This is a genomic window from Salmonella sp. HY31, from assembly GCF_042604575.1.
GTDB lineage: Bacteria > Pseudomonadota > Gammaproteobacteria > Enterobacterales > Enterobacteriaceae > Salmonella > Salmonella diarizonae.
The window spans coordinates 3,086,018-3,110,078 of record NZ_CP170479.1 but is presented as its reverse complement, the minus strand read 5'-3'; the positions used below and the strand labels follow the sequence as shown (position 1 = coordinate 3,110,078).

23 protein-coding genes are annotated in these 24,061 nt (G+C 53.0%); 8 read left to right on the top strand and 15 right to left on the bottom strand.

The annotated features are described in order from the left end of the window. Positions 1 to 2 precede the first annotated feature (2 nt). Together ACE15A_RS14775 and ACE15A_RS14770 are read left to right on the top strand one after the other, a co-directional pair. Complete coding sequence (locus ACE15A_RS14775; protein ID WP_023246548.1) at positions 3 to 323, top strand: PTS sugar transporter subunit IIB; 321 nt, start codon at positions 3 to 5, stop codon at positions 321 to 323. 9 nt (positions 324 to 332) lie between these two features. Next, positions 333 to 1,820, top strand: coding sequence for a sulfatase (locus ACE15A_RS14770; protein ID WP_023246549.1), 1,488 nt, complete (start codon positions 333 to 335; stop codon positions 1,818 to 1,820). 219 nt (positions 1,821 to 2,039) lie between these two features. Here the strand turns inward: ACE15A_RS14770 and artJ are convergent, their stop codons facing one another. The 6 genes from artJ to ACE15A_RS14740 form a co-directional block, all read right to left on the bottom strand. After that, a complete protein-coding gene (artJ, locus tag ACE15A_RS14765) occupies positions 2,040 to 2,771 on the bottom strand; it encodes an arginine ABC transporter substrate-binding protein ArtJ (protein WP_023246550.1) in 732 nt (243 codons plus the stop codon). Between the two features lie 236 nt (positions 2,772 to 3,007). Then, a complete protein-coding gene (gene artM / locus ACE15A_RS14760; RefSeq protein ID WP_023246551.1) occupies positions 3,008 to 3,676 on the bottom strand; it encodes an arginine ABC transporter permease ArtM in 669 nt (222 codons plus the stop codon). Beyond that, the gene (gene artQ / locus ACE15A_RS14755) at positions 3,676 to 4,392 is read right to left on the bottom strand and encodes an arginine ABC transporter permease ArtQ (protein WP_023246552.1); all 717 of its coding nucleotides are present in this window, start codon (positions 4,390 to 4,392) and stop codon (positions 3,676 to 3,678) included. The genes artM and artQ overlap by 1 nt, the downstream gene beginning before the upstream one ends. 6 nt (positions 4,393 to 4,398) lie before the next feature. After that, positions 4,399 to 5,130: an arginine ABC transporter substrate-binding protein ArtI gene (gene artI / locus ACE15A_RS14750; protein WP_053510036.1), complete on the bottom strand. Its 732-nt coding sequence runs from the start codon at positions 5,128 to 5,130 to the stop codon at positions 4,399 to 4,401. 17 nt (positions 5,131 to 5,147) lie between these two features. Next, entirely contained in the window at positions 5,148 to 5,876 is a 729-nt protein-coding gene (artP, locus tag ACE15A_RS14745) for an arginine ABC transporter ATP-binding protein ArtP (protein ID WP_000027186.1), read from the bottom strand. Positions 5,877 to 6,105: 229 nt separating this feature from the next. Then, positions 6,106 to 6,621, bottom strand: a complete 516-nt coding sequence (locus ACE15A_RS14740; RefSeq protein WP_023246554.1) for a lipoprotein — start codon at positions 6,619 to 6,621, stop codon at positions 6,106 to 6,108. Between the two features lie 127 nt (positions 6,622 to 6,748). On the opposite strand from ACE15A_RS14740, the gene ACE15A_RS14735 reads away from it, so the two are divergent. Next, positions 6,749 to 7,072 (top strand): heavy metal-binding domain-containing protein, encoded by a 324-nt coding sequence (locus ACE15A_RS14735; protein ID WP_001160725.1) that lies wholly within the window; start codon positions 6,749 to 6,751, stop codon positions 7,070 to 7,072. Further along, a complete protein-coding gene (locus tag ACE15A_RS14730; protein WP_023249466.1) occupies positions 7,069 to 7,899 on the top strand; it encodes an N-acetylmuramoyl-L-alanine amidase in 831 nt (276 codons plus the stop codon). Before ACE15A_RS14735 ends, ACE15A_RS14730 begins: the two co-directional genes overlap by 4 nt. On the opposite strand, the gene ACE15A_RS14725 is transcribed toward ACE15A_RS14730, so the two are convergent. The 7 genes from ACE15A_RS14725 to ACE15A_RS14695 all read right to left on the bottom strand — a co-directional run bounded on the left by ACE15A_RS14725 (position 7,896) and on the right by ACE15A_RS14695 (position 17,042). After that, positions 7,896 to 8,909: an NAD(P)-dependent oxidoreductase gene (locus ACE15A_RS14725; RefSeq protein ID WP_064055748.1), complete on the bottom strand. Its 1,014-nt coding sequence runs from the start codon at positions 8,907 to 8,909 to the stop codon at positions 7,896 to 7,898. The two genes, ACE15A_RS14730 and ACE15A_RS14725, sit on opposite strands and share 4 nt — an antisense overlap. Positions 8,910 to 9,004: 95 nt before the next feature. Continuing rightward, positions 9,005 to 10,438, bottom strand: coding sequence for an SDR family oxidoreductase (locus ACE15A_RS14720; protein WP_053510032.1), 1,434 nt, complete (start codon positions 10,436 to 10,438; stop codon positions 9,005 to 9,007). Between the two features lie 10 nt (positions 10,439 to 10,448). After that, positions 10,449 to 11,450: a low-specificity L-threonine aldolase gene (gene ltaE / locus ACE15A_RS14715; protein ID WP_053510030.1), complete on the bottom strand. Its 1,002-nt coding sequence runs from the start codon at positions 11,448 to 11,450 to the stop codon at positions 10,449 to 10,451. A 38-nt stretch (positions 11,451 to 11,488) separates the two neighbouring features. Next, positions 11,489 to 13,207, bottom strand: a complete 1,719-nt coding sequence (gene poxB, locus ACE15A_RS14710; RefSeq protein WP_053510028.1) for a ubiquinone-dependent pyruvate dehydrogenase — start codon at positions 13,205 to 13,207, stop codon at positions 11,489 to 11,491. A gap of 159 nt (positions 13,208 to 13,366) precedes the next feature. Further along, a complete protein-coding gene (hcr, locus tag ACE15A_RS14705; protein ID WP_023249471.1) occupies positions 13,367 to 14,335 on the bottom strand; it encodes an NADH oxidoreductase in 969 nt (322 codons plus the stop codon). Between the two features lie 11 nt (positions 14,336 to 14,346). Next, complete coding sequence (hcp, locus tag ACE15A_RS14700; RefSeq protein WP_023249472.1) at positions 14,347 to 15,999, bottom strand: hydroxylamine reductase; 1,653 nt, start codon at positions 15,997 to 15,999, stop codon at positions 14,347 to 14,349. A gap of 143 nt (positions 16,000 to 16,142) precedes the next feature. Further along, a complete protein-coding gene (locus ACE15A_RS14695) occupies positions 16,143 to 17,042 on the bottom strand; it encodes a lysine exporter LysO family protein (protein ID WP_023249473.1) in 900 nt (299 codons plus the stop codon). A 199-nt stretch (positions 17,043 to 17,241) separates the two neighbouring features. Here ACE15A_RS14695 and ACE15A_RS14690 point away from each other — a divergent pair, with 199 nt between their 5' ends. Beyond that, positions 17,242 to 18,900 carry an ATP-dependent endonuclease gene (locus ACE15A_RS14690; protein ID WP_023249474.1) on the top strand — a complete coding sequence of 553 codons (1,659 nt, stop codon included), beginning with the start codon at positions 17,242 to 17,244 and terminating at the stop codon, positions 18,898 to 18,900. Here ACE15A_RS14690 and ACE15A_RS14685 read toward each other — a convergent pair. Beyond that, entirely contained in the window at positions 18,897 to 19,847 is a 951-nt protein-coding gene (locus ACE15A_RS14685; protein ID WP_023249475.1) for a VirK/YbjX family protein, read from the bottom strand. The two genes, ACE15A_RS14690 and ACE15A_RS14685, sit on opposite strands and share 4 nt — an antisense overlap. Positions 19,848 to 19,992: 145 nt before the next feature. Between ACE15A_RS14685 and macA the strand changes: the two genes are divergently transcribed. Both macA and macB read left to right on the top strand, forming a co-directional pair. Further along, on the top strand, positions 19,993 to 21,111 hold the full coding sequence (macA, locus tag ACE15A_RS14680) for a macrolide transporter subunit MacA (protein ID WP_023249476.1): 1,119 nt from the start codon (positions 19,993 to 19,995) through the stop codon (positions 21,109 to 21,111). Further along, positions 21,108 to 23,054: a macrolide ABC transporter ATP-binding protein/permease MacB gene (gene macB / locus ACE15A_RS14675; protein WP_053510027.1), complete on the top strand. Its 1,947-nt coding sequence runs from the start codon at positions 21,108 to 21,110 to the stop codon at positions 23,052 to 23,054. Before macA ends, macB begins: the two co-directional genes overlap by 4 nt. A 138-nt stretch (positions 23,055 to 23,192) precedes the next feature. Here macB and cspD read toward each other — a convergent pair whose 3' ends face one another. Continuing rightward, entirely contained in the window at positions 23,193 to 23,414 is a 222-nt protein-coding gene (gene cspD, locus ACE15A_RS14670; protein ID WP_000447499.1) for a cold shock-like protein CspD, read from the bottom strand. 323 nt (positions 23,415 to 23,737) lie between these two features. Between cspD and clpS the strand changes: the two genes are divergently transcribed. After that, positions 23,738 to 24,058: an ATP-dependent Clp protease adapter ClpS gene (gene clpS / locus ACE15A_RS14665; RefSeq protein WP_000520786.1), complete on the top strand. Its 321-nt coding sequence runs from the start codon at positions 23,738 to 23,740 to the stop codon at positions 24,056 to 24,058. The last annotated feature ends 3 nt before the right edge of the window (positions 24,059 to 24,061 follow it).

Genomic DNA, 24,061 nt, shown 5'->3' with positions numbered 1-24,061 from the left:
TTATGAAAGATTCTGTAAATATTTTATTCGTATGTGGTTATGGCGTAGGTAGTAGCGTAATGCTACAGACTGTTGTTAAAAAAGCGCTAGTAAAATATAACTTCTCTTTTGCTATGGAACATACGGCGGCAGGAGAGGTCGGTGGATTTACCGACTGGGCTGATATTTATGCAATTTCGAAAAAATTGCTTGATGTTGTCAGCCTCGATCCTAAACACGGACAATATCTCATTCCCATTGAAAATATCATGGATGGTGAATCAATAGGTAAACAGATTTACGACGTGGTAGAGAAAAATTTTCCGCACCTGCTCAACAAATGAGGGTGAGTCATGAAAGCGATTATTCTGCTGTTTGACAGTCTGAATAAAAACTATTTGCCGCCCTATGGCGATTTACTAACAAAAGCGCCTAATTTTCAACGTTTGGCGACACATGCCGCCACCTTTGACAATAGTTATGTCGGCAGTATGCCCTGCATGCCAGCCCGTCGGGAGCTGCACACCGGGCGCTATAATTTCCTGCATCGTGAGTGGGGGCCGCTGGAACCCTTTGATGATTCTATGCCGGAATTACTGAAAAAAGCGGGTATCTACACCCATCTTATCAGCGATCACTTGCATTACTGGGAAGATGGCGGCGGTAACTACCATAACCGCTATAGCTCCTGGGACGTAGTGCGCGGGCAGGAGGGCGACCACTGGAAGGCGAGCGTTGGCGAGCCGCCCATTCCGGAAGTGCTGCGTATCCCACAAAAACAAACCGGAGGCGGTGTTTCCGGGTTGTGGCGTCAAGACTGGGCAAATCGCGAATATATTCAGCAGGAAGCCGATTTTCCTCAGACAAAAGTTTTTGACGCCGGGTGCGATTTTATCCATAAAAATCATGCCGAAGATAATTGGTTATTGCAGGTTGAGACGTTCGATCCGCATGAACCGTTTTATACCACCGAGGAATATTTATCGCTCTATGACGATGAGTGGCAAGGCCCACACTATGACTGGCCGCGTGGCAAAGTCAGTGAAAGTGAGGAGGCGATTGCGCATATTCGCTGTCGTTATCGGGCCCTGGTTTCCATGTGCGACCGCAATCTGGGACGCATTCTTGATCTTATGGATGAACGCAATCTTTGGCGCGATACGATGCTGATTGTCGGTACCGATCACGGCTTCTTACTGGGAGAGCACGGCTGGTGGGCTAAAAATCAGATGCCCTATTATAACGAGGTGGCGAATAGCCCGCTGTTTATCTGGGACCCGCGCAGCGCGGTATGCGGAGCGCGACGGCAATCGTTGGTACAGATGATTGACTGGGCACCAACGCTACTGGATTATTTTCAGCAACCCATTCCCGCGGACGTTCAGGGACAAGCGTTGGCGAAAGTGATTGCCAGTAATGAATCCGTCAGGGAAGGCGCGCTGTTTGGCGTGTTTAGCGGGCATGTCAATGTTACCGACGGACGCTACGTTTACATGCGGGCCGCACAGCCGGGGCGTGAGCATGATATTGCGAACTACACGTTAATGCCGATCAAGATGAATGCGCGTTATGACGTGGATGAACTGGGAAAATTATCTTTGGCACCTCCGTTTAACTTTACTAAAGGGCTTCAGGTATTACGTATTCCGGCCAGGGAAAAATATAAAGGTGTGAATAGCTTTGGTCATCTCTTGTTTGATCTCAGAGACGATCCGCAGCAGCAACATCCCATTCGTGATGAGGCCATCGAAGCAAGGATGATCAACTTACTTATTCGCTTGATGAAAGAAAATGATGCCCCGGCGGAGCAGTATCGCCGTCTGGGTCTGGACATTGCCTAAGAACGTTACAACGTTGTAAGCCGGGTACGCGTCAGCGCCACCCGGCAGGTATTAGTGCGAATCGCCTGTTGATGCAGGCGATTGAGACTGATGACAAATTATAGAATGCCCGATGGTGCTGCGCTTATCAGGCCTGGATGATTTCCTGATTGCGACCCGTGGGCTGAATAAGGCATTTACGCTGTCATTTGGCAATACGATGGGCTAATAACATGCGTCTTACTGCGGGAACCACTGATCGCTGATTTTCTGATAAGTGCCGTCCGCTTTAATGGCCGTCAGCGCATTATTCAGTTTTTCCAGCAGCGCTTTATTGTCCGGACGCACCGCGATGCCAAGCCCGGTGCCGAAGTATTGCGGGTCAGTCACTTTCTCTGTTGCCGGACCCAGTTGCGGATTCGTTTTCAGCCACTCATTGACCACCGCGGTATCGCCAAAGACGCCGTCAATACGGCCATTTTTCAGGTCGATAATCGCATTCTGGTAGCTATCGTAGGCCACGGTTTTGACCTCCGGATGTTTATCCTGGAGATATTTCTGATGCGTGGTGCCGTTTTCCATACCGATACGCTTACCTTTTAGGTCGGCAAAGGTTTTATACGTCTCTTTTTTCGCAATCACCAGCGCGGAGTTTGCATAATAGGGGTTGCTAAAGGCGACCTGTTTGCTGCGCTCCGGGGTAATGTCCATTCCGGAAATTACCGCATCATATTTTCTGAATTTCAGCGCCGGGATAAGGCTATCGAAAGCATGATTGGTAAAAGTACATTCTGCCTGCATTTGTTTGCATAATGCGGTCGCCAGATCGATATCAAAGCCCACAATTTTATTGTCCGCATCCAGGGATTCAAACGGTGGATAGGTGGCGGAAACACCGAAATTGATTTTTTCAGCGGCGATGCTGCCAGTGGCAAAAGAGGCGAGTAATGCAGCCAGAACTAACTTTTTCATGATGTCACTCCCGTAATCTTATGATTATGCGCCGTATCTGCGGCATAGATTTACAATGCCATTATTTGAATTTATATGCAATATAAATGATTAAATATTTTATTGAGAATGAAAAAAGACGGACAGGTTAACCACTTGTCCGTCTGATTTATTCAATATTATGCATCGGAGACTTGATAATCGCAGCGCCATTAGACAATTGCCGGATGGCGGCGCGAACGTCTTATCCTGCCTGGTTAATTGCGCCGCTCAAACGCCAGGGCTTTACGCTCAATCAAACGCATCATCAGCGTCAATAGACCGTTGACGACCAGGTAAATTACGCCTGCCGCGCCAAATACCATTACATCGTAGGTGCGACCATAGAGCAATTGACTGTAACCCATGACTTCCATCAAGGTGATGGTATAGGCCAACGAGGTACTTTTGAAGACCAGTACCACCTCATTAGAGTAAGAGGAGAGGGCGCGTTTAAACGCATAGGGCAACAAAATCGCCAGCGTATCTTTTTTACTCATCCCCAGCGCGCCGCAGGACTGCCACTGACCTTCCGGAATCGCGCGAATCGCGCCATAAAATAGCTGCGTGGTGTAAGCGGCGCTGTTTAGCGACAACGCGATCAGCGCGCATAGCCACGGTTCAGACAGTAGATGCCAGAGTATTGGATACTCTTGCAGCGTCGGGAATTGGCCGGGTCCGTAGTAGATCAGAAAAATTTGCACCAACAACGGCGTGCCGGTAAACAACGTGATATAGCCGCGCACCAGCCACACCACGAACGGCGTTTTTAGCGTCAGGATGATGGTAAAAACTAACGCCAGCACCAGAGCGACGGCAATAGAAGCCACGGTCAACGTCAGGCTGGTGTGTAGCCCTTTTAGCAGTTCAGGTAAATACTCAAGCATTAGTTCGGCCTCCGCTCAAAACGTGTCGCGCGCAGGTCTATGCGTTTGAGAATGTACTGACTGATCAGCGTAATGACCAGGTAAATAGCCGCCGCAATAATGTACCAGTTAAACGGTTCCTGGGTGCGGGTGGCAATACTTTTTGTCTGCAACATCAGATCGTTAACGCTGATAAGGCTGACCAGAGCCGTATCTTTTAGCAACACCAGCCACTGATTACCCAGCCCTGGCAGGGCGTGACGCCACATCTGCGGCATCACCAGACGGAAAAAAATCGCCGTCTTTGATAATCCCAGTGCCTGACCCGACTCCCACTGACCCGACGGAACGGCTTTCAACGCGCCGCGTAGCGTCTGCGACGCATAGGCCGCATACAGCAGGGACAACGCAATCACACCGCACAGGAAAGGACTGACGTCAAAGTTCTCAATCTCCATTTGCACTGGGATCTGTGCAAAGCCGAGATGGAGGGTAAACCCGTCAGACAGCGTAAGCAGGAGCTGCGAGGAGCCGAAATAGATAAACAGCACCACCAGAATTTCCGGCAGGCCGCGCAAAATAGTAACCAGCGCGGAACCCATCCAGGCAATCGGGCGCCATTTTACGGACTCCCAGACGGCAAAGAACATGGCTAACGCGAGGCCAATGATCAGCGCGCAGACGGCAAGGCCGACGGTCATCCCGGCGGCGCTTGCTAAAGGAAAAAATTCGTTCATCAAAGATTACTTCTGGAACCATTTGTTATAGATGGTCTCGTAAGTCCCATCTTTCTTCACTTTTTCCAGCGCAGTATTGAATTTCTGCTGCAGCTCGGTGTTGCCCTGGCGTACCGCGATACCCAGACCAGTGCCGAAATAATCTTTATCGGTGACTTTATCGCCGACCGGTGCCAGCTTAGGATTGGCTTTCAGCCATTCGGTCACGACCGCCGTGTCGCCGAAAACGGCGTCGATACGGCCATTTTGTAGATCCAGCTTCGCGTTCTGATAGCTGTCATACGGTACGGTGGTGATTTCCGGATGTTTATCCATGATGAATTTCTGGTGCGTCGTACCGTTCTGTACGCCGACTTTCTTACCTTTCAGTTGATCGACGCTGGTATATTTACCCTGCTGACCAATAAACAGCGCGGAGTTGTCGTAATATGGCGTAGTAAACAGCACCTGCTTTTCACGTTCCGGCGTGATATCCATTCCCGCCATTACAGCGTCGAAGCGGCGGAATTTCAGGCTGGGGATCAGGCTGTCGAACGCCTGATTGGTAAAGGTACAGGTGGCGTCGATCTCTTTACATAGCGCGTTGGCCAGGTCGACGTCAAAGCCGACAATCTTGTTATTAGCATCCATCGATTCGAACGGAGGATAGGACGCTTCGGTCGCAAAACGAATGGTCTGGGCTGCTGTAGCGGAAAGGCTAAAGCCTGCAATTAGCGCGGCAATCAGAACTTTTTTCATTGTCATTGTCCCGAATCTTAGTGAGAGAGATAGTTTTTGAATGCTTCGGTCTGAGGGTGGGCAAAGCAACCCGCATCACCGTGCTCGACGATGTGACCATTTTCCATATAAATCACACGACTGGCGGTCTTACGCGCCACTTCGACTTCATGCGTAACGATCACCTGAGTAATGTTCGTTTCTGCCAGTTCATGAATAATACTGACGATTTGAGCAGTAATTTCCGGGTCCAGCGCGGCGGTCGGTTCATCAAACAGCAGCACCTGCGGTTCCATCATCAGCGCGCGGGCAATCGCGACGCGCTGCTGCTGACCGCCGGAAAGGTGCAACGGATAACGATCGCTATATGGCTTCAGACGCAGACGCTCCAGCAGCTTTTCTGCGCGCGCCAGCGCCTGATCTTTTGTCAGACCCAGTACGCGGCAGGGCGCTTCAATCAGATTCTGCACAACGGTGAGATGCGGCCAAAGATTATATTGCTGAAAGACCATTCCAACATTTTGACGCAGCTCACGAATCGCCTTATCGGACGGCGTTTTCGTAAAGTCAAAATGGTTCCCGGCGATAGTCAGAGTGCCGGAGCGCGGCATCTCAAGCAGATTGAGTACACGCAGCAGCGAACTTTTACCCGCCCCGCTTGGGCCAAGCAACACCAGCGTTTCGCCTTCGGGGCAATCCAGCGTGATATCGAACAGCGCCTGATGCGCGCCGTAAAAGCAATTAATGCCGTTTAATTGAATACTCATTGACACTCGTATACTGGCAGTCTGATAGCTATTGAAGCCGCAGATAGTACCTTTGACAGAATAGTTATGCAATATTTATGCGTTAAAAGTTAAATATATCCCACATTCTTCCCTAAACATAGCACAAAATAGCAGGAGGGATAGACGGTAAGAAGAATTGTCGGCATTCCGTGCAGAATGCCAGACAATTTACGGGGGTTATGAGTGCAGAAGCGGGGAATACTGTCTGTTAACGGTTTTCTATCGACTGGCGTAGCGTACCGGCAGGGGCATGGACATTTCCGCCCAGATAGCGAACGTCGTCAATCACCCAGCATGAGCCTTCGTGAATCATAAGCACTTCATCTTGCCAGCTTTGATCGCCCTGTTTTAACGCCACCCGCAGAGGAATATTGCGCGCATCTCGGTTCGGAATGGTTGATGCGCTGGCGACGTTGGCGCTATCCGGCAGCGTAGCGCGGCTGGAGAACGGATCGCTGCTCATCAACTGACGGTGTTCCGTATCGCGGCTGGCGTCGGTCAACAATTTCGCCAGGTTATCGCTCAAGTAAGGGCGAAGCGCGGTGATATCGTTGCTGTGGTGTTGAATACGGTAGTCGTAAAATTGTTGAGCCACGCTGTCCGGGCCACCTTCTACACACGCGCCGATACGCGGGCCATTATCTTTGTAGGCGGGAGTGACGGTCGTACAGGCGCTAAGCAGAAGCGCGCACGGGATGAGCAAAGAGAGTTTAGAATAGCGCATGATGATTTCCTTATAGGCGATCGAGCAAAAACCGATCTACGATAATCAATTATATCCTTTCAATGATAGCGTATCAGCTTGATAATGCGTTTGAGATCGTGTGCTTAGCTAACCCGGGAGATTCACTATGCAGTTTTCAACTACCCCAACGCTGGAAGGACAAAGCATCGTAGAGTATTGCGGTGTGGTGACGGGCGAAGCCATTTTAGGCGCTAATATTTTCCGCGATTTTTTCGCCGGCATTCGGGATATCGTCGGCGGACGTTCCGGCGCGTATGAGAAAGAGCTGCGTAAAGCGCGTGAAATCGCTTTTCAGGAACTTGGCGAGCAGGCTAAAGCGTTGGGCGCCGATGCCGTTGTGGGCATTGATATTGATTACGAAACCGTCGGCAAGGATGGCAGTATGCTCATGGTCAGCGTCAGCGGAACGGCGGTGAAAACGCGCCGATGAAAGCGCTACTGTGGCTGGTCAGTCTCGCGTTGCTCCTAACGGGTTGCGCGAGCGAAAAAGGGATTATCGACAAAGGCGGATATCAGCTTGATACCCGACATCGGGCGCAGGCGGCTTATCCGCGCATTAAAGTCCTGGTTATTCACTATACGGCGGAAAACTTTGACGTTTCGCTGGCGACGTTAACGGGTCGCAACGTTAGTTCGCATTACCTGATTCCCGCGATCCCGCCATTATATGGCGGTAAACCGCGCATCTGGCAACTGGTGCCGGAACAGGATCAGGCCTGGCATGCGGGCGTCAGTTTCTGGCGAGGCGCCACGCGTCTCAATGATACGTCTATTGGCATTGAGCTGGAAAATCGCGGCTGGCGAATGTCCGGCGGGGTGAAATCTTTCGCGCCGTTTGAATCCGCGCAAATTCAGGCATTAATTCCGTTAGCGAAGGACATTATCGCGCGCTATGACATCAAGCCGCAGAACGTGGTGGCCCATGCGGATATCGCGCCGCAGCGTAAAGATGATCCCGGCCCGCGCTTCCCGTGGCGCGAGTTGGCGGCGCAGGGTATTGGCGCCTGGCCTGACGCCCAGCGTGTGGCGTTTTATCTGGCCGGACGCGCGCCGTATACGCCAGTCGATACCGCAACGATGCTTGCGTTACTCTCGCGCTATGGCTATGAAGTCAAAGCCGATATGACGGCGCGCGAGCAGCAACGGGTGATTATGGCATTCCAGATGCACTTCCGTCCGGCGCAATGGAACGGTATCGCAGATGCCGAAACGCAGGCGATTGCCGAAGCATTACTGGAGAAGTACGGCCAGGATTAACGCGGTAAATTTCCGTGATCGCGCAGCCAGGCGGCGGTGCGCTCAATGCCTTCGTCCAGCGTGACGATGGGCTGGTAGCCCAGTTCGTCCTGCGCGCGAGTCGTATCGAGCGTAAAGTCAAAATTCAGTTTTGACACGCCATAATGCGTTAGCGGGGGCTCTTTGGCGGATTTTTTGCCGAAGCGCTCCATACTGCGGGCGATCATATCCAGCATCGGGTAAGGCACAGAGCGAATGCGGCAGTCGATAGTGAGTTCATCAATTAACTTTTGTACGATGCTGCGTAAGGTGCGATTTTCACCGTTAGTGATGTTATAAGCGCGGCCAGAAGGCAGATGATCGCAACCCGGCAGGTTGGCCAGCCACATGGCGTGGATCGCATTTTCATAATAGGTCATATCGACCAGCGCGCTGCCCCCGTGCGGTAATAAGACGCTACCGTAATGGTGCATCATATGCGCCAGACGCGGGATAAATACTTTATCGTGCGGGCCAAACAGGCTTTGCGGACGCAATACCGTAAAACGTGTTTGCGGATTGGCCTGCGCCAGCAGATTAATCACCTCTTCGCCGGCGGCTTTGCTGCGGGCGAACTCATTAGCAAACCGATGTGGACGGAAATCTTCTTTGATATCACGGTGATGGTGGTAATCAAAATAGAGCGAGGGAGAGGAGATATGAATAAAATTACGCACACCCCAGGCGACTGCCCATTCACCCAGACGGCGAGTGGCGCGAACATTCGCCAGATCGAAAGCTTGTTGGGTTCCCCAGGGCGAGGTAAAGCTGGAGCAGTGCCACAACGTGTCGATTCCGGCGAGCATCACCTTAGCCTGTGAGGAGACCAGTTCGGTTAAGTCCGCATGGACGAATTCCGCGCCCATTTTTTCAAGCAACTTACCCATCGCTTCATTGCGACCCGTCGCTCTGACGCTGATGCCTTTATTGCGCAAAAATTCAACCGCGTTTCGACCTAAGCTGCTGGTGGCGCCGGTAACCAGTACCTTCATATCAATCCACTGTGTTTAATAAACCGTCGTGCGCATTCTTCCGTGAATTACGTCTGTATGCAATGGGAAACATGAAAGAATACAGCAAGTTTTTCTCATTTTTCTGTGATTTGTTCTGCAAGTCTGGCAATACGCTTTGCCATTCCCCGGAAAATAAACAGGTGCGCCGGGATCATCAGTAGCCAGTAAATCAGGCCCGGCATTCCGTGTGGATGCCACCAGGCGCGCACGTCAATTTCGCGATAGCGGCCTTTATCGTGCAGCGTGAAGCTAAGCCGCCCCAGACCCGGCGCTTTCATGCCAAACAAGAGCGTGAGCTGTTTTTCTGGTTCGACAATGATCACTTTCCAGCTATCTACCGTATCGCCAGGCTTGAGAAAGGGATGCGACGGGCGGCCTTTCGCCAGTTTATGCCCCACCAGACGGTCCATCGCGGCGCGCGTCTTCCACAAAATATTGCCGAAAAAATAGCCCTCTTTGCCGCCCAGCCGGTTTACGACCTGCCACAGCGCCGATAGGCTGGCCGGAGTCTGCGCGGTAAAGCCCGCCTGCTTTGGAAAATAGCCGTATTCGGGACGCCAGCGGGCGAAGGCCAGCGCGTCGTAGCCCCAGTCGCTGGAGTTCACCAGTTTTTCTTCTTCTTTCAGCGTGCGGCGAACAGCGTCGTCAAAGGTGATAAGCGTTTGGGGGATCAACATTTTTAACGCGGCGTCATCGGCCAGCAAATCGTGCCTTAGCCCCTGGATTAACGCTTTTGCGGTAGTCGGCGGCACGGAGGTAATGACGTTTAAAAACCAGACCGAAATCCAGCGGGTCGGAAAAGGAACCGGGATCAGCGGACGCCGTTTACCGCTGACCGCCATAAAACGTTCAAACTGCTGCTGATAGCTTAATACCTGCGGCCCGGCGGCTTCCAGAATGCGGTGCTCGCACGCGGGATGGTTCAGTAAGCCGACCAGGTAGTTGAGTAAATTTTCCAGGGCGATAGGCGTGGTGCGCGAACGCACCCAGCGTGGCGGCGTGAGTATTGGCAGGTTGTAAACCATGTCACGCATGACTTCGAAGGCGGCGGAGCCTGCACCGACGATGATCCCGGCGCGTAATTCCGTCACCGGTACGCCCGCGTCGCGCAGCGTGTCAGCCGTAAGCTGGCGGGCGCGCAGGTGATCGGATTGCTCATGCTCCGGTGCCTGCAATGAACTGAGGAAAATAAGTTGTTTAACCGGCATCTGGCGCAGCGCGTCGCGCACATTGAGCGCCGCCTGGCGCTCATGGGCGATAAAATCGCCGCCTTCCCCCATGCCGTGTACCAGATAGTAAACGGTATCAATGTCGCGAAGCAGCGCGGGTAAATTCTCCGGCCAGTGCAGATCGACCTTATGACAACTGACGTTGGCAAGGCGCTGTTTTTCCAGACGTTCGACGCGCCGCGCCGCTGCCCGCACCTGATACCCTTGCTGACTTAGCGCAAAGACCAGGTGCTGGCCGATATAGCCGCTGGCGCCGAGAACCAGAATGCGTTGCGCCACGTTGCTCTCCTTAGCGGGCTAAAAAGGCGCGCCAGTGGGCGACGACGTTGACAAGCTGCTCGCGAGAGACATCCAGATGCGTTACCAGACGCACAATCGGCGCGGCGTTAATCAGGATATTCCGTTCCCGCAAATAGTCGCCAAGCGCGGCGGCTTGTGCTTCGCCAACGCGAACAAATAGCATATTCGTTTCGTGGCGCATGACCTCCGCGCCCGCTTCGCGAAGCTGCTGCGCCAGCCAGGCGGCGTTATCATGATCCTCTTGCAGGCGCGTTACGTTATGCTTTAGCGCATACAGTCCGGCCGCTGCCAGAATCCCTGCCTGACGCATTCCGCCGCCGACCATTTTACGCCAGCGCGTCGCGCGTTTAATGTAGTCGCGGTTGCCGACCAGCAGCGAACCGACCGGCGTCCCGAGACCTTTTGACAGGCAGATGGTAAAAGAGTCGCAGTACTGCGTAATCTCTTTTAGCTCACAGCCGTAGGCGACCACCGCGTTAAAAATTCGGGCGCCGTCAACGTGCAGTGCCAGCCCACGTTCACGGGTAAACGTCCAGGCGTCTTTCAGATACGCACGCGGCAGCACTTTCCCATTATGCGTATTTTCCAGACTGAGCAAGCGCGTGCGCGCGAAGTGGATGTCATCCGCTTTAATCTTCGCCGCCACGGTCTCCAGCGGCAGCGTGCCGTCTGCGGCGGCATCGATGGGTTGCGGCTGAATGCTGCCGAGTACCGCAGCGCCGCCAGCTTCATAGAGATAATTATGCGCGCCCTGACCGACGATATACTCTTCGCCGCGTTCACAATGGCTAAGCAGAGCGACCAGATTGGCCTGGGTGCCGGTGGGTAAAAAAAGCGCCGCTTCTTTGCCGGAAAGGTCGGCAGCATAGTGCTGAAGGTCGTTAACGGTAGGGTCATCGCCGTATACGTCGTCCCCGACCGGGGCGGCCATCATAGCCTCAAGCATGGCGCGGCCCGGTCGGGTAACGGTATCACTGCGTAAATCAATCATGGCACATCCCTGGATTTTAAAAGGTGATGTGCACTGTTTTACCTTAGCCAGTTCGTTTTCGCCAGTTCGATCACTTCATCGCCGCGGCCGCTAATAATGGCGCGTAGCATGTACAGGCTAAATCCTTTAGCTTGTTCCAGTTTGATCTGTGGCGGGATCGCCAGCTCTTCTTTTGCCACGACCACGTCAACCAGTACCGGGCCGTCGATGGAAAACGCGCGCTGTAGCGCTCCGTCCACGTCTGCGGCTTTTTCCACGCGAATACCAGTAATGCCGCAGGCTTCGGCGATACGCGCGAAATTGGTGTCGTGCAGTTCCGTACCGTCGGTAAGGTAGCCGCCGGCTTTCATTTCCATCGCCACAAAGCCCAGCACGCTGTTATTAAAGACCACGATTTTTACCGGCAGCTTCATCTGTACCACCGAGAGAAAATCGCCCATCAGCATACTGAAGCCGCCATCGCCGCACATCGCGATAACCTGACGGCCAGGCGCGGTGGCCTGAGCGCCGAGCGCTTGCGGCATGGCGTTGGCCATTGACCCGTGGTTAAACGAGCCCAGCAGGCGGCGCTTGCCGTTCATTTTTAGATAGCGGGCCGCCCAGACGGTCGGCGTACCGACATCGCAGGTAAAAATGGCGTCGTCAGCGGCGAAATGGCTAATTTGTTGCGCCAGATATTGCGGGTGGATGGCTTTATCGCTGAGTTTGGCTAAGTCATCCAGCCCCTTACGGGCGTCCCGATAGTGCTCCAGAGCTTTATCGAGGAATTTACGATCGCTTTTTTCTTCCACCAGCGGCAGCAGAGCGTGAAGCGTGGCTTTAATATCGCCCACCAGCGCCATGTCGACTTTGCTATGGGCGCCAATACTGCCTGGGTTGATGTCAATCTGAATGATTTTGGCATCGCTCGGATAAAAGGCGCGATAGGGAAACTGGGTGCCGAGCAGGATGAGCGTATCGGCGTTCATCATGGTGTGGAAGCCAGAAGAGAAGCCAATCAGGCCCGTCATTCCCACATCATAAGGGTTATCATACTCAACGTACTCTTTGCCACGCAGAGCATGAATGATTGGCGCTTTTAGTTTTGCCGCAAACTCGACCAACTCCTCATGCGCGCCCGCGCAGCCGCTACCGCACATCAATGCGATATTGCTGGAGTAGCGCAGCAGTTGCGCCAGTTTTTTCAGCTCTTCCTCCGCCGGCGTGACGAGGGGGTGCGGGGCATGATACCAGTGGGTGACGGCGTTTTCAGGCGCGGGTTTTAGCGCCACGTCGCCCGGAAGTACCACCACGGAGACGCCGCGGTTTAGCACCGCTTTGCGCATGGCGATGGCGAGTACCTGCGGGATCTGCTCCGGGCTGGAAACCAACTCGCAATAGTGGCTGCATTCACGGAACAACTCCTGCGGGTGGGTCTCCTGGAAATAACCACTGCCGATTTCACTGGACGGAATATGGGCGGCGATCGCCAGAACAGGGACGTGGTTACGGTGGCAGTCAAACAGGCCATTGATCAGGTGCAGGTTGCCGGGGCCGCATGAGCCGGCGCATACCGCCAGCTCGCCGGTAAGCTGCGCTTCCGCGCCGGCGGCGAAAGCGGCGACCTCTTCGTGGCGGGTTGGCATCCATTCAATGGTTCCCATACGATTAAGACTATCGCTCAGGCCGTTCAGGGAGTCGCCAGTGACGCCCCAGATTCGTTTTACGCCAGCCTGTTCCAGCGTTTTGGCGATAAAAGCGGCAACGGTTTGTTTCATGGTTTTCCATCTCCTTAAATGTGATAACGGTTACAAGTTTAGTTGAAGATGGCGATGACGTTTTTCTTTGGCGGAGAGAGAGGAGCGAAAGGATGAAGCGAGCGGCAAATCGCCTGGTGGCGCTAACGCTTACCGGGCCTATGATGGAACGTTTACCGATTATGCGAGAACAAGATCGCCCTGCGGATGGCAGGAGCAGGCCAGTACGTAACCTTCGGCGATCTCCGCCTCGCTCAGCGTCATGGTGCTGCTCACCGTATAGTCGCCGGAAACGACTTTGGTTTTACAGCAGCCGCAAACGCCTGCCCGGCAGGCAGCGGCAACCGGTACTTTATTACTCTCCAGCGCCTCCAACAGCGTAGTACCGACCGGGGCATAAAATTCCTGCGCTGGCTGTAGTTTGGTGAATTTCAGGCCGCTGGTTGCTGTTTCCGCCACCGGAGTGAAGAACTTCTCTTTAAAGAAGCGCGTTAGGCCAAGTGCTTTCACTTCCTGTTCGACGAAATCCATATAGGGCGCCGGGCCGCAGGTCATGATGGTGCGCGACGCCAAATCCGGTACGCGCTGTAACAATTCCGTGGTCAGACGGCCCGCAACAAAACCTTCCGTGGCATGATTTTCCGCCACTAGCGTGACCGGGTACTGCCGCCACTCGTCGGCGAAAATCACATCTTCCGGCGAGCGGACGTTAAAAATGACCTGTACGTCGGCCTGCGGGCGGTATTTCGCCAGCCAGCGACGCATCGACATGATTGGCGTCACGCCACAACCGGCGGCGAGTAGCAGAAACTTATCTTCTGTTTTATCGTCACAGGTAAAATCGCCCATTGCATCAGACAGCCAGATGTAATCACCGCGCTTGATGTCATGGGTCAACCACTGTGAACCCGTGCCATCTTTAATCCGACGAACGGTCAGCGTAATATATTCACTGACGCCCGGCGTAGATGAAAGGGTGTAGGCGCGCAGCGTTTCCGCTGAGTTACGTACGCTCACCAGCGCATACTGCCCGGCGCGGTAAGGGTAGTAGTCATGGCATAATAGCGCAATCGTCCATACATCTGGTGTCTCCTGGCGGATGTGATGCACCTGCATTCGCCAGGGACATTGTGAGGCTGGCATCGTCATCATTGACCTCCTTACGCGCTCAGCAATTGCTTCATGTCTTCTTCAACGGTGGTCACGGAACGCAGACCGAACTTCTCGTTGAGGATAGCCAGCAGATCCGGCGTGAAGAAGCCCGGCGCGGTCGGACCGGTGACAATATTTTTCACGCCTAATGACAGCAGCGTCAGCAGAATAACGATCGCTTTCTGCTCAAACCATGAGAGCACCAGTGATAGCGGCAGATCGTTTACGCCGCAGCCCAGTTTTTCCGCCAGCGTCACCGCCAGGATAATCGCGGAGTAAGCATCGTTACACTGACCGGCATCGACCAAACGCGGCAGCCCTTCGATGTCGCCAAACTCCAGTTTGTTGAAACGGTATTTACCGCACGCGAGAGTCAGGATCAGGCAGTCATCCGGTACGCTGGTGGCGAAATCGGTAAAGTAGTTGCGCTCGCCGCGCGCGCCGTCACAGCCGCCGACCAGAAAGATGTGGTGCAGTTTTTTACGACTGACCAGATCGATCAGCGTATCGGCAGCGCCGAGCAGGGTCTGACGGCCAAAACCGACGGTGATGAGATGCGGGATTTCGCTATACGGGAAGCCCGCCATCTGCTGCGCCTGGGCGATTACCGGCCCGAAGTCGTCGCCTTCAAGATGGCTAACGCCCGGCCAGCCGACGATGCTACGGGTCCAGATACGGTCGTCATAGCTGCCCACGGTCGGGTCGATAATGCAGTTCGAGGTCATCACGATTGGGCCAGGGAAGCGGGCGAACTCGACCTGCTGATTCTGCCAGCCGCTGCCGTAGTTACCGATCAGATGCTTGAATTTACGCAATTCCGGATAGCCATGTGCGGGCAGCATTTCACCGTGAGTGTAGACGTTAACGCCGGTGCCTTCGGTCTGCTCCAGCAGGTTGTAGAGATCTTTCAGATCGTGACCGGAGATCAGAATGCACTTGCCTTCAGTCGCTTTGACGTTGACCTGAGTCGGCGTCGGGTGTCCATATTTGCTGGTTTCACCGGCATCCAGAATGCTCATCACTTTAAAGTTCATCTGACCGATTTCCATTGCGCACTCCAGCAGCGCGTTCATGTCGGCAGGCCAGGTGCCTAGCCAGGCCATGATTTTGTGGTACTGGGTGTAGATATCGTTGTCTGACTTCCCAAGAACGTGCGCGTGCTCCATGTAAGCCGCCGCGCCTTTCAGACCGTACAGGCACAGCAGACGCAGGCCGAGGATGTTCTCGCCAATGGCGGCTTTATCTTTATTCGGGGTAAATTCTACCGCCTGACGTTGCAGCTCGCCCAGATCGTCGCTAACCAGTTGCAGATTAGCCATCGGATTGTCGCAATACGCATTGGCATCCACGCTCAGGCACTGGGCTTTCAATGCTTCACGCATGGCGATAGCGTCACGGGCGTAGCCGACGATACGCGGAGAGTCGAAGTTAACGTTGGTCAGCGTGGAGAAAAACGCGCGCGGTGCAAAGCTATCAACGTCGTGATTAATGATGCCATATTCACGGGCTTTCGCCGCCCAGGCAGACAAACCCTGCAAGGCCGCAATCAGCAGATCCTGCAGATCGGACGTTTCAGCCGTTTTACCGCACATTCCCTGCGCGTAGGAGCAGCCGTTTCCGGCTGGCGTACGGATGGTTTGTTCACATTGCACACAAAACATGGTCACACCCTTTAAAGTTATATTTAATATACATGTTTAAGGTTATGCCTGTGAACAAAGGGATAAAAGGGATTTCTGCCATAATTTGCAGGGAGATTGATTTAGCGCAATTTTGGCGGCAGATGCCTACCGCCAGAGAGGTATCAGGCCGAGAAGAACGCCATTAAGAGTGGTACCAGCAGGCTGAGGATAAAGCCATGAACGATGGCCGCCGGAACAATCTCTACGCCGCCGGAGCGCTGTAATACCGGCAACGTAAAGTCCATTGAGGTTGCTCCGCACAGGCCCAACGCCGTTGAACGGCTGCGGCGAACCAGACCGGGAATAAGCATAATGGCCAAAAGTTCGCGGGCCAGATCGTTAAAAAATGCCGCGCTACCAATAACCGGTCCAAACGACTCCGTCAGCAAAATACCGGAAAGAGAGTACCAGCCGAAACCTGACGCCATCGCCAGAGCGGTTTTTAGCGGTAAGTCGAGGATAAACGCATTAATCACGCCGCCCAGTAATGAACTTGCCACGACAACGACCGCGACAATCATTCCCCGGCGGTTAAGCACAATTTGCTTTAAGGTCATGCCGCTATTTCGTAGCTGAATCCCCACCAGGAACAATAAAAAGATCAGCGTATATTCACTGGCTTCCGTGGCGTGTTGTAAAACAGAGAGTCCGCTCAGGCCGATAACAAATCCCAATACCACCACGCCGCACAGTTGCAGCGACTCCAGCGCCATGGCAATACGCGAAGGCAGTTTTTCCTGCTGATGATGGTGACGCCACGGGAGGGTACGATCCAGCCAGAATAATGCGGCGATATTGCACAATAAAATGATGGTAATACTGACGGCGGAATAATGAAAAATCGCGACCAGATTACTGGCGAGGTTATCCAAAAACGCCAGGCTTATTCCCATAAAAAAGAGAATAAGGTACACGATCCAGCTCAGTAGTCGATTAATGAGTTGTAATGCGGCTTTATGTCGCAGTGGAATGAGATAGCCCACAATCAGTGGAACCAGAATGATTAAAAGTCCTGAAAACATGAACAGCCGGGCCCTTTTTTATTGTTTGAGTAGCGTACATGACACTACCGAATTCCAGACTATCAGTAAAGCGACACCGTCAGCCGTACATTTATCAGACAGTTGCCCCGGGCAAAGGGGGAATATCACGCCAGGCGGAAGCATTTGCCGTTATACTGCGGTGAGTTTAATGGAGTGGTGACGCTTTTCTGGAGGAAGTATGATTCTCGAACGCGTTGAAATAGTAGGATTTCGCGGTATCAACCGGCTGTCGTTGATGCTGGAGCAAAACAACGTGCTGATTGGGGAGAACGCCTGGGGCAAATCCAGCCTGCTGGATGCGCTGACTCTGTTACTGTCTCCGGAACTCGATCTCTACCATTTTGTCCGTGAGGATTTCTGGTTTCCGCCTGGCGACATAAAAGGACGCGAGCATCACCTGCATATTATTCTGACTTTTCGCGAAACGCAGCCAGGGCGGCATCGGGTACGTCGTTATCGGGCGCTGGAAGCATGCTGGTCGCCTTGCCAGGATGATTTTCATCGTATTTTTTATCGGCTTGAGGGCGAATGCGGCGCCGATGGCAGCGTGATGACGCTGCGCAGTTTTCTCAATAGCGACGGGCAGCCATTGCCGGTTGAAAATATTAACAATCAGGTACGCCACCTGGTTCGTCTGATGCCAGTGCTACGCTTGCGCGATGCGCGTTTTATGCGACGTATTCGCAACGGTACGGTGCCCAATGTGCCGGATGTTGAAGTCACGGCCCGGCAACTGGATTTTCTGGCGCGTGAGCTGGCGACCCGGCCGCAAAATTTAACCGATGGACAGATTCGTCAGGGACTGTCCGCGATGGTGCAACTGCTTGAACACTATTTTTCAGAGCAGGGCGCAGGACAGGCCCGTCACCGACTCATGCGCCGGCGTTCGCAAAATGAACAGCGTAGCTGGCGCTATCTGGATATTATTAATCGGATGATCGACAAACCGGGCAGCCGGTCGCATCGGGTGATCCTGCTGGGGCTTTTCTCCACGTTGTTACAGGCGAAGGGGACACTGCGGTTACATAAAGACGCGCGACCGTTATTGCTGGTGGAAGATCCGGAAACCCGTTTACATCCCATTATGCTCTCGGTCGCCTGGCAATTGCTCAATCTGTTACCGCTACAGCGGATAGCGACAACCAACTCAGGCGAACTGCTCTCGCTAACGCCGGTGGAGCATGTCGTACGGCTGGTGCGCGAATCTTCCCGTGTCGCCGCCTGGCGCCTGGGCCCGGGGGGATTAAGCGCAGAAGATGGACGGCGCATCGCCTTTCATATCCGCTTTAATCGCGCGTCGTCGCTGTTTGCGCGTTGCTGGCTGCTGGTGGAAGGCGAGACGGAGACCTGGGTTATTAATGAGCTGGCGCGCCAGTGTGGACATCATTTTGATGCGGAAGGCATTAAAGTCATTGAGTTTGCTCAGTCCGGTCTGAAACCGCTGGTGAAGTTTGCCCGTCGTATGGGAATCGAGTGGCATGTCCTGGTGGATGGCGACGAAGCGGGGAAAAAATATGCCGCGACGGTCCGCAGCCTGCTCAATAACGATCGGGAAGAAGAGCGCGAGCATCTCACCGCGCTGCCTGCGCTGGATATGGAGCATTTTATGTACCGCCAGGGCTTTGCCGATGTTTTTCACCGGGTTGCGCAGCTACCGCCTAATGTGCCGATGAATACCCGAAAAATTATCACTAAAGCTATCCATCGCTCGTCAAAGCCGGATTTGGCGATTGAAGTCGCGATGGAAGCTGGGCGGCGGGGAATTGACGCCGTGCCGCCGCTGTTCAAAAAGATGTTTTCGCGCGTGGTTTGGCTGGCGCGAGGCCGGGCGGATTAGCGTTTGAATATGGCCGGAACCTGTTCGACGATACTATCGAGTAAAGCATAGCGACGACGATACTCGGCCCGTTTTTTACTGGCGATCTCCGCTTCGCTTTTTCGGGCGATCGCCAGCGGTAGTGCATAGTAATTCCCTTTAATCCGTTCACCGCCTAACGATTCCCAAAACGCGTCATAGTCGGCATGCATTTGCGTCTTTTTATCCATGTATCGCCAGCTACGGTAAACGTGCGCATCGTTACTCACGGCTATAATCTGCTCTGCCTGAAAGACTTGCGCAAACTGACAGAGAGCCTCCATCACGATGCGTTTAGGAAAAAGACCATGGCAGGCTTTGGTCGCCTGCTGGATAACATCGTGAGGGACGTCGTTTGCCGCGCCCTGTAATCCGCCGATAAATAGTGTGCGTTGTTGATTAAAGCGACACAGGGTAAATGTGATCTCTGCCAGAATACGTAACTGTGCGTCGCGAACAACAATGGTGCTTTCACCTTCTTTATCCAGTGAGACCAGACTGACTAAATCAAGTTGAAACAACTCGCCGGTTTTAGTTTCAAATTTAGCAAGATTCAGGCCATACTGACTTAAATAGCTAACTTGTTGTTCCCGCGATAAAAGCTGGCGCATCTGTTGATAATGAAAACACAGAGCATCTAAGGCGAAATCGCGTTTAATATTTACAGCCATATAAGGACGATGTAGCCGAATAGGCAAACGCGGCTGACGAGCAAGTAAAGTATTTAACTCCGGCCACTGGGTAAGATTCGTCAGTAATTGGCTGGTCGCACGCGGCATGACTAATGAGCGGATTAAAAACTTGCGACGAAAGCTGGCTTTACGCCAGAATTTTCCTGGCTGTAATTGCCCGCGCGTCAGACGAATAAATAATTGTAAAGGAGAGATGTAATCTGAAGTGTACCAGGTATTATCTGTAAGCTGTGTCATGATCGTAATCCGCGACATAAGATTGTCGAGATTGAACCACAGGAAACATTAACCAATCGTCAATACGGCCGGCGTTATCTTTATTACGTTAGGTTTGTTTAGATTCGGTTTACTTTCTGGTTAAAATTTTGCCGTCAGGATTTCTATGCGTGCTAAGGGAAAGAAATTTAAAAAGCGTTATCTGGTCATTATTTTAATTCTTTTAGTAGGGGGGATAGCTGGCTGGCGAATGCTAAATGCGCCGCTGCCAACTTATCAGACATTAATCGTGCGGCCAGGCGATCTTGAACAGAGTGTACTGGCGACTGGAAAACTGGACGCGTTGCGTAAAGTGGATGTCGGCGCGCAGGTGAGCGGCCAGTTGAAAACGCTGCTGGTCTCTATTGGCGATAACGTTAAAAAGGATCAGCTACTCGGCGTGATTGATCCCGAGCAGGCGGAGAACCAGATAAAAGAGGTCGAGGCCACCCTGATGGAGCTGAACGCGGAGCGTCAGCAGGCGGCCGCTGAGTTAAAACTGGCGCGGGTTACGCTGACGCGCCAGCAGCAGTTAGCTAAGACTCAGGCGGTATCGCAACAGGATCTGGATACCGCCGCGACGGAGATGGCGGTTAAACAGGCGCGTATTGGCACCATTGATGCCCAGATCAAACGTAATCGGGCCTCTTTGGACACCGCGAAAACCAACCTGGAATATACCCGTATTGTTGCCCCGATGGCGGGGGAAGTGACGCAAATCACTACCCTGCAAGGACAAACGGTGATTGCAGCTCAGCAGGCGCCTAATATTCTGACGCTGGCGGATATGAGCACCATGTTGGTAAAAGCGCAGGTCTCAGAAGCGGACGTGATCCACCTTCGAGCGGGGCAGAAAGCATGGTTCACCATTGCAGGCGATCCGCAAACGCGCTATGAAGGCGTTTTAAAAGATATTCTGCCGACGCCGGAAAAGATCAACGACGCTATTTTTTATTACGCCCGGTTTGAAGTCCCGAACCCCAAAAGAATTTTGCGTCTTGATATGACCGCGCAGGTTTATATTCAACTCATGGATGTAAAAAATGTGCTGATTATTCCCCTCGCCGCGCTTGGCGAACCGGTGGGCGACAATCGTTATAAAGTGGCGCTGTTGCGTAACGGCGAAAAACGTGAGCGTGAAGTCGTCATTGGCGAGCGTAATGATACAGACGTAGAAGTGGTTAAAGGTCTGGAAGCGGGCGATGAAGTGATCATCGGCGAGGACAGGCCGGGAGCGACGCCATGACGGCATTGCTTGAACTGTGCAATGTGAGCCGCAGCTACCCCTCCGGAGAAGAGCAGGTGGCGGTGTTGAAAGATATCTCCCTGCAAATCCACGCCGGGGAGATGGTGGCGATTGTCGGTGTTTCCGGTTCTGGAAAATCAACGCTGATGAATATCCTTGGGTGCCTGGATAAACCGACCAGCGGCACTTATCGGGTGGCGGGGCAGGACGTCTCGACTCTGGACCCGGACGCGCTGGCGCAGCTGCGGCGTGAGCATTTTGGCTTTATCTTTCAGCGCTACCATCTGTTGTCGCATTTAACGGCGGCGCAAGACGTTGAAATCCCTGCCGTCTACGCTGGCATTGAATGCAAAAAACGACAGGCACGCGCCAGGGAGTTGCTCCAGCGATTGGGACTAAGCGATCGCGTCGATTATCATCCTTCGCAGCTTTCTGGTGGACAGCAGCAGCGTGTCAGTATTGCCCGCGCGCTGATGAACGGCGGACAAGTGATTCTGGCGGATGAGCCGACCGGCGCGCTGGATAGTCACTCCGGCGAAGAGGTGATGGCGATTTTGCACCAACTGCGCGATCGCGGACATACGGTGATCATTGTGACGCATGATCCGCTGGTTGCCGCCCAGGCTGAGCGCGTTATTGAAATTCACGATGGCAAGATTGTCCATAACCCGCTCGCGCAGGAAAAGAAACGCGAACAAGGCGTTACCACTGCCGCGGTTAATATGGCTTCCGGCTGGCGTCAATTTGCCAGCAGCTTTCGCGAAGCGCTGGCGATGGCGTGGTTAGCAATGGCTGCTAATAAAATGCGTACTTTACTTACCATGCTGGGAATTATTATCGGTATTGCGTCGGTGGTGTCGATTGTGGTGGTCGGCGACGCCGCAAAACAGATGGTGCTGGCGGATATCCGCGCAATGGGCACTAACACGATTGATATTCATCCGGGCAAAGATTTCGGTGACGACAACCCACAGTATCGCCAGGTGCTGAAATATGATGATCTGGTCGCTATTCAGAAACAGCCGTGGGTTAACTCTGCGACGCCCAGCGTTTCAAAGAGCTTACGTCTTCGCTATGGCAATATTGATATTGCCGTAAATGCTAATGGCGTTAGTGGCGATTATTTTAACGTTTACGGCATGTCCTTTAGCGAGGGGAATACCTTCAATACGGTACAGCAACGGGATCGCGCGCAGGTGGTGGTGCTGGATGCCAACACGCGACGCCAGCTATTTCCAAATAAAGCGAATGTCGTAGGGGAAGTGGTGCTGGTGGGTAATATGCCGGTTATTGTTATTGGCGTGGCGAAAGAGAAACAGTCCATGTACGGCAATAGCAATCTGTTGCAAGTTTGGTTGCCCTACAGCACGATGTCAGATCGCATAATGGGTCAGTCATGGCTTAACTCGATCACCGTTCGTGTGAAGGATGGCGTTAATAGCGATCTGGCTGAACAGCAGCTTACCCGCCTGCTCACATTACGTCACGGTAAAAAAGACTTCTTCACCTGGAATATGGACAGCGTCCTGAAAACTGCTGAAAAAACCACCTATATTCTTCAGTTATTTCTGACGCTGGTGGCCGTCATTTCGCTGGTTGTCGGCGGCATCGGCGTTATGAATATTATGCTGGTTTCCGTCACCGAGCGAACGCGTGAAATCGGCATCCGTATGGCGGTAGGCGCACGCGCCAGCGATGTGCTACAGCAGTTTCTTATTGAAGCGGTGCTGGTCTGTCTGGTTGGCGGGGCGCTGGGGATTAGCGTGTCGATGTTAATCGCATTTATGCTACAGTTTTTCCTGCCCGGCTGGGAGATCGGTTTTTCACTGACTGCGCTGGCGAGCGCGTTTTTATGTTCGACGTTTACTGGGATACTGTTTGGCTGGCTACCGGCGAGAAACGCGGCGCGACTGGACCCGGTGGATGCGCTGGCAAGGGAGTAATCTTGCTGACGTCATTTGTAGGTCTGACAAGACGCAATAGCGTCACCTTCAGGCAATGGCGTTATCAGCCAGAAATAAAAATGCCAGCCGATCGGGCTGGCATTTTGCCTCCTGGATGTACACAATGAGACAGAGGAGCTATGCAACGGCCTCTGCTTCGATGGGCACGATGACGCTGGCGTGATTGCCTTTTGGCCCCTGGTGTACATCAAACCGGACAGACTGCCCGGCTTTAAGCGTTCTGTAACCATCCATCTGAATGGTGGAGTAATGGGCGAAAATATCCTCGCCGCCGCCTTCAGGGCAGATGAAACCAAACCCTTTGGCATTGTTGAACCACTTTACAGTACCCGTTTCCATGCTTCGACATCCTTCGTAAATCTTATATAAGTAAGATGGAATGAACCGGTGACGGAGTGGGGGCTGTTCAAAACCTCACCAACTCTCGACAGTACAATTTAGAGAAATCAGGCGAGGCGTCAAGCATCAGGCAGGGGGAAACGGGTAAAAATGAATCAAAAATTTGAAGCAGTTAACGCTATTGCCGGGAATGTGACAGAGGTCGCGGATGGTACTGATAGATGTTAGTTATCTATCAATTGAGGTAGATTGATTGTGTGCATAGACTCTGGTCAGCGGCAGATTTTCCTGCCGGCAACCGTAACCGATAATGACGACTGACAATGGGTAAGACGAACGATTGGCTGGATTTTGACCAGTTGGTGGAAGATAACGTGCGCGACGCGCTGAAACCACCATCTATGTATAAAGTGATATTAGTCAATGATGATTACACTCCGATGGAGTTTGTTATTGACGTGTTACAAAAATTCTTTTCTTATGATGTAGAACGTGCAACGCAATTGATGCTTGCAGTTCACTATCAAGGCAAAGCCATCTGTGGCGTGTTTACCGCCGAAGTGGCGGAAACCAAAGTGGCGATGGTGAACAAGTATGCAAGGGAGAACGAGCATCCGTTGCTGTGTACGCTGGAAAAAGCCTGAATG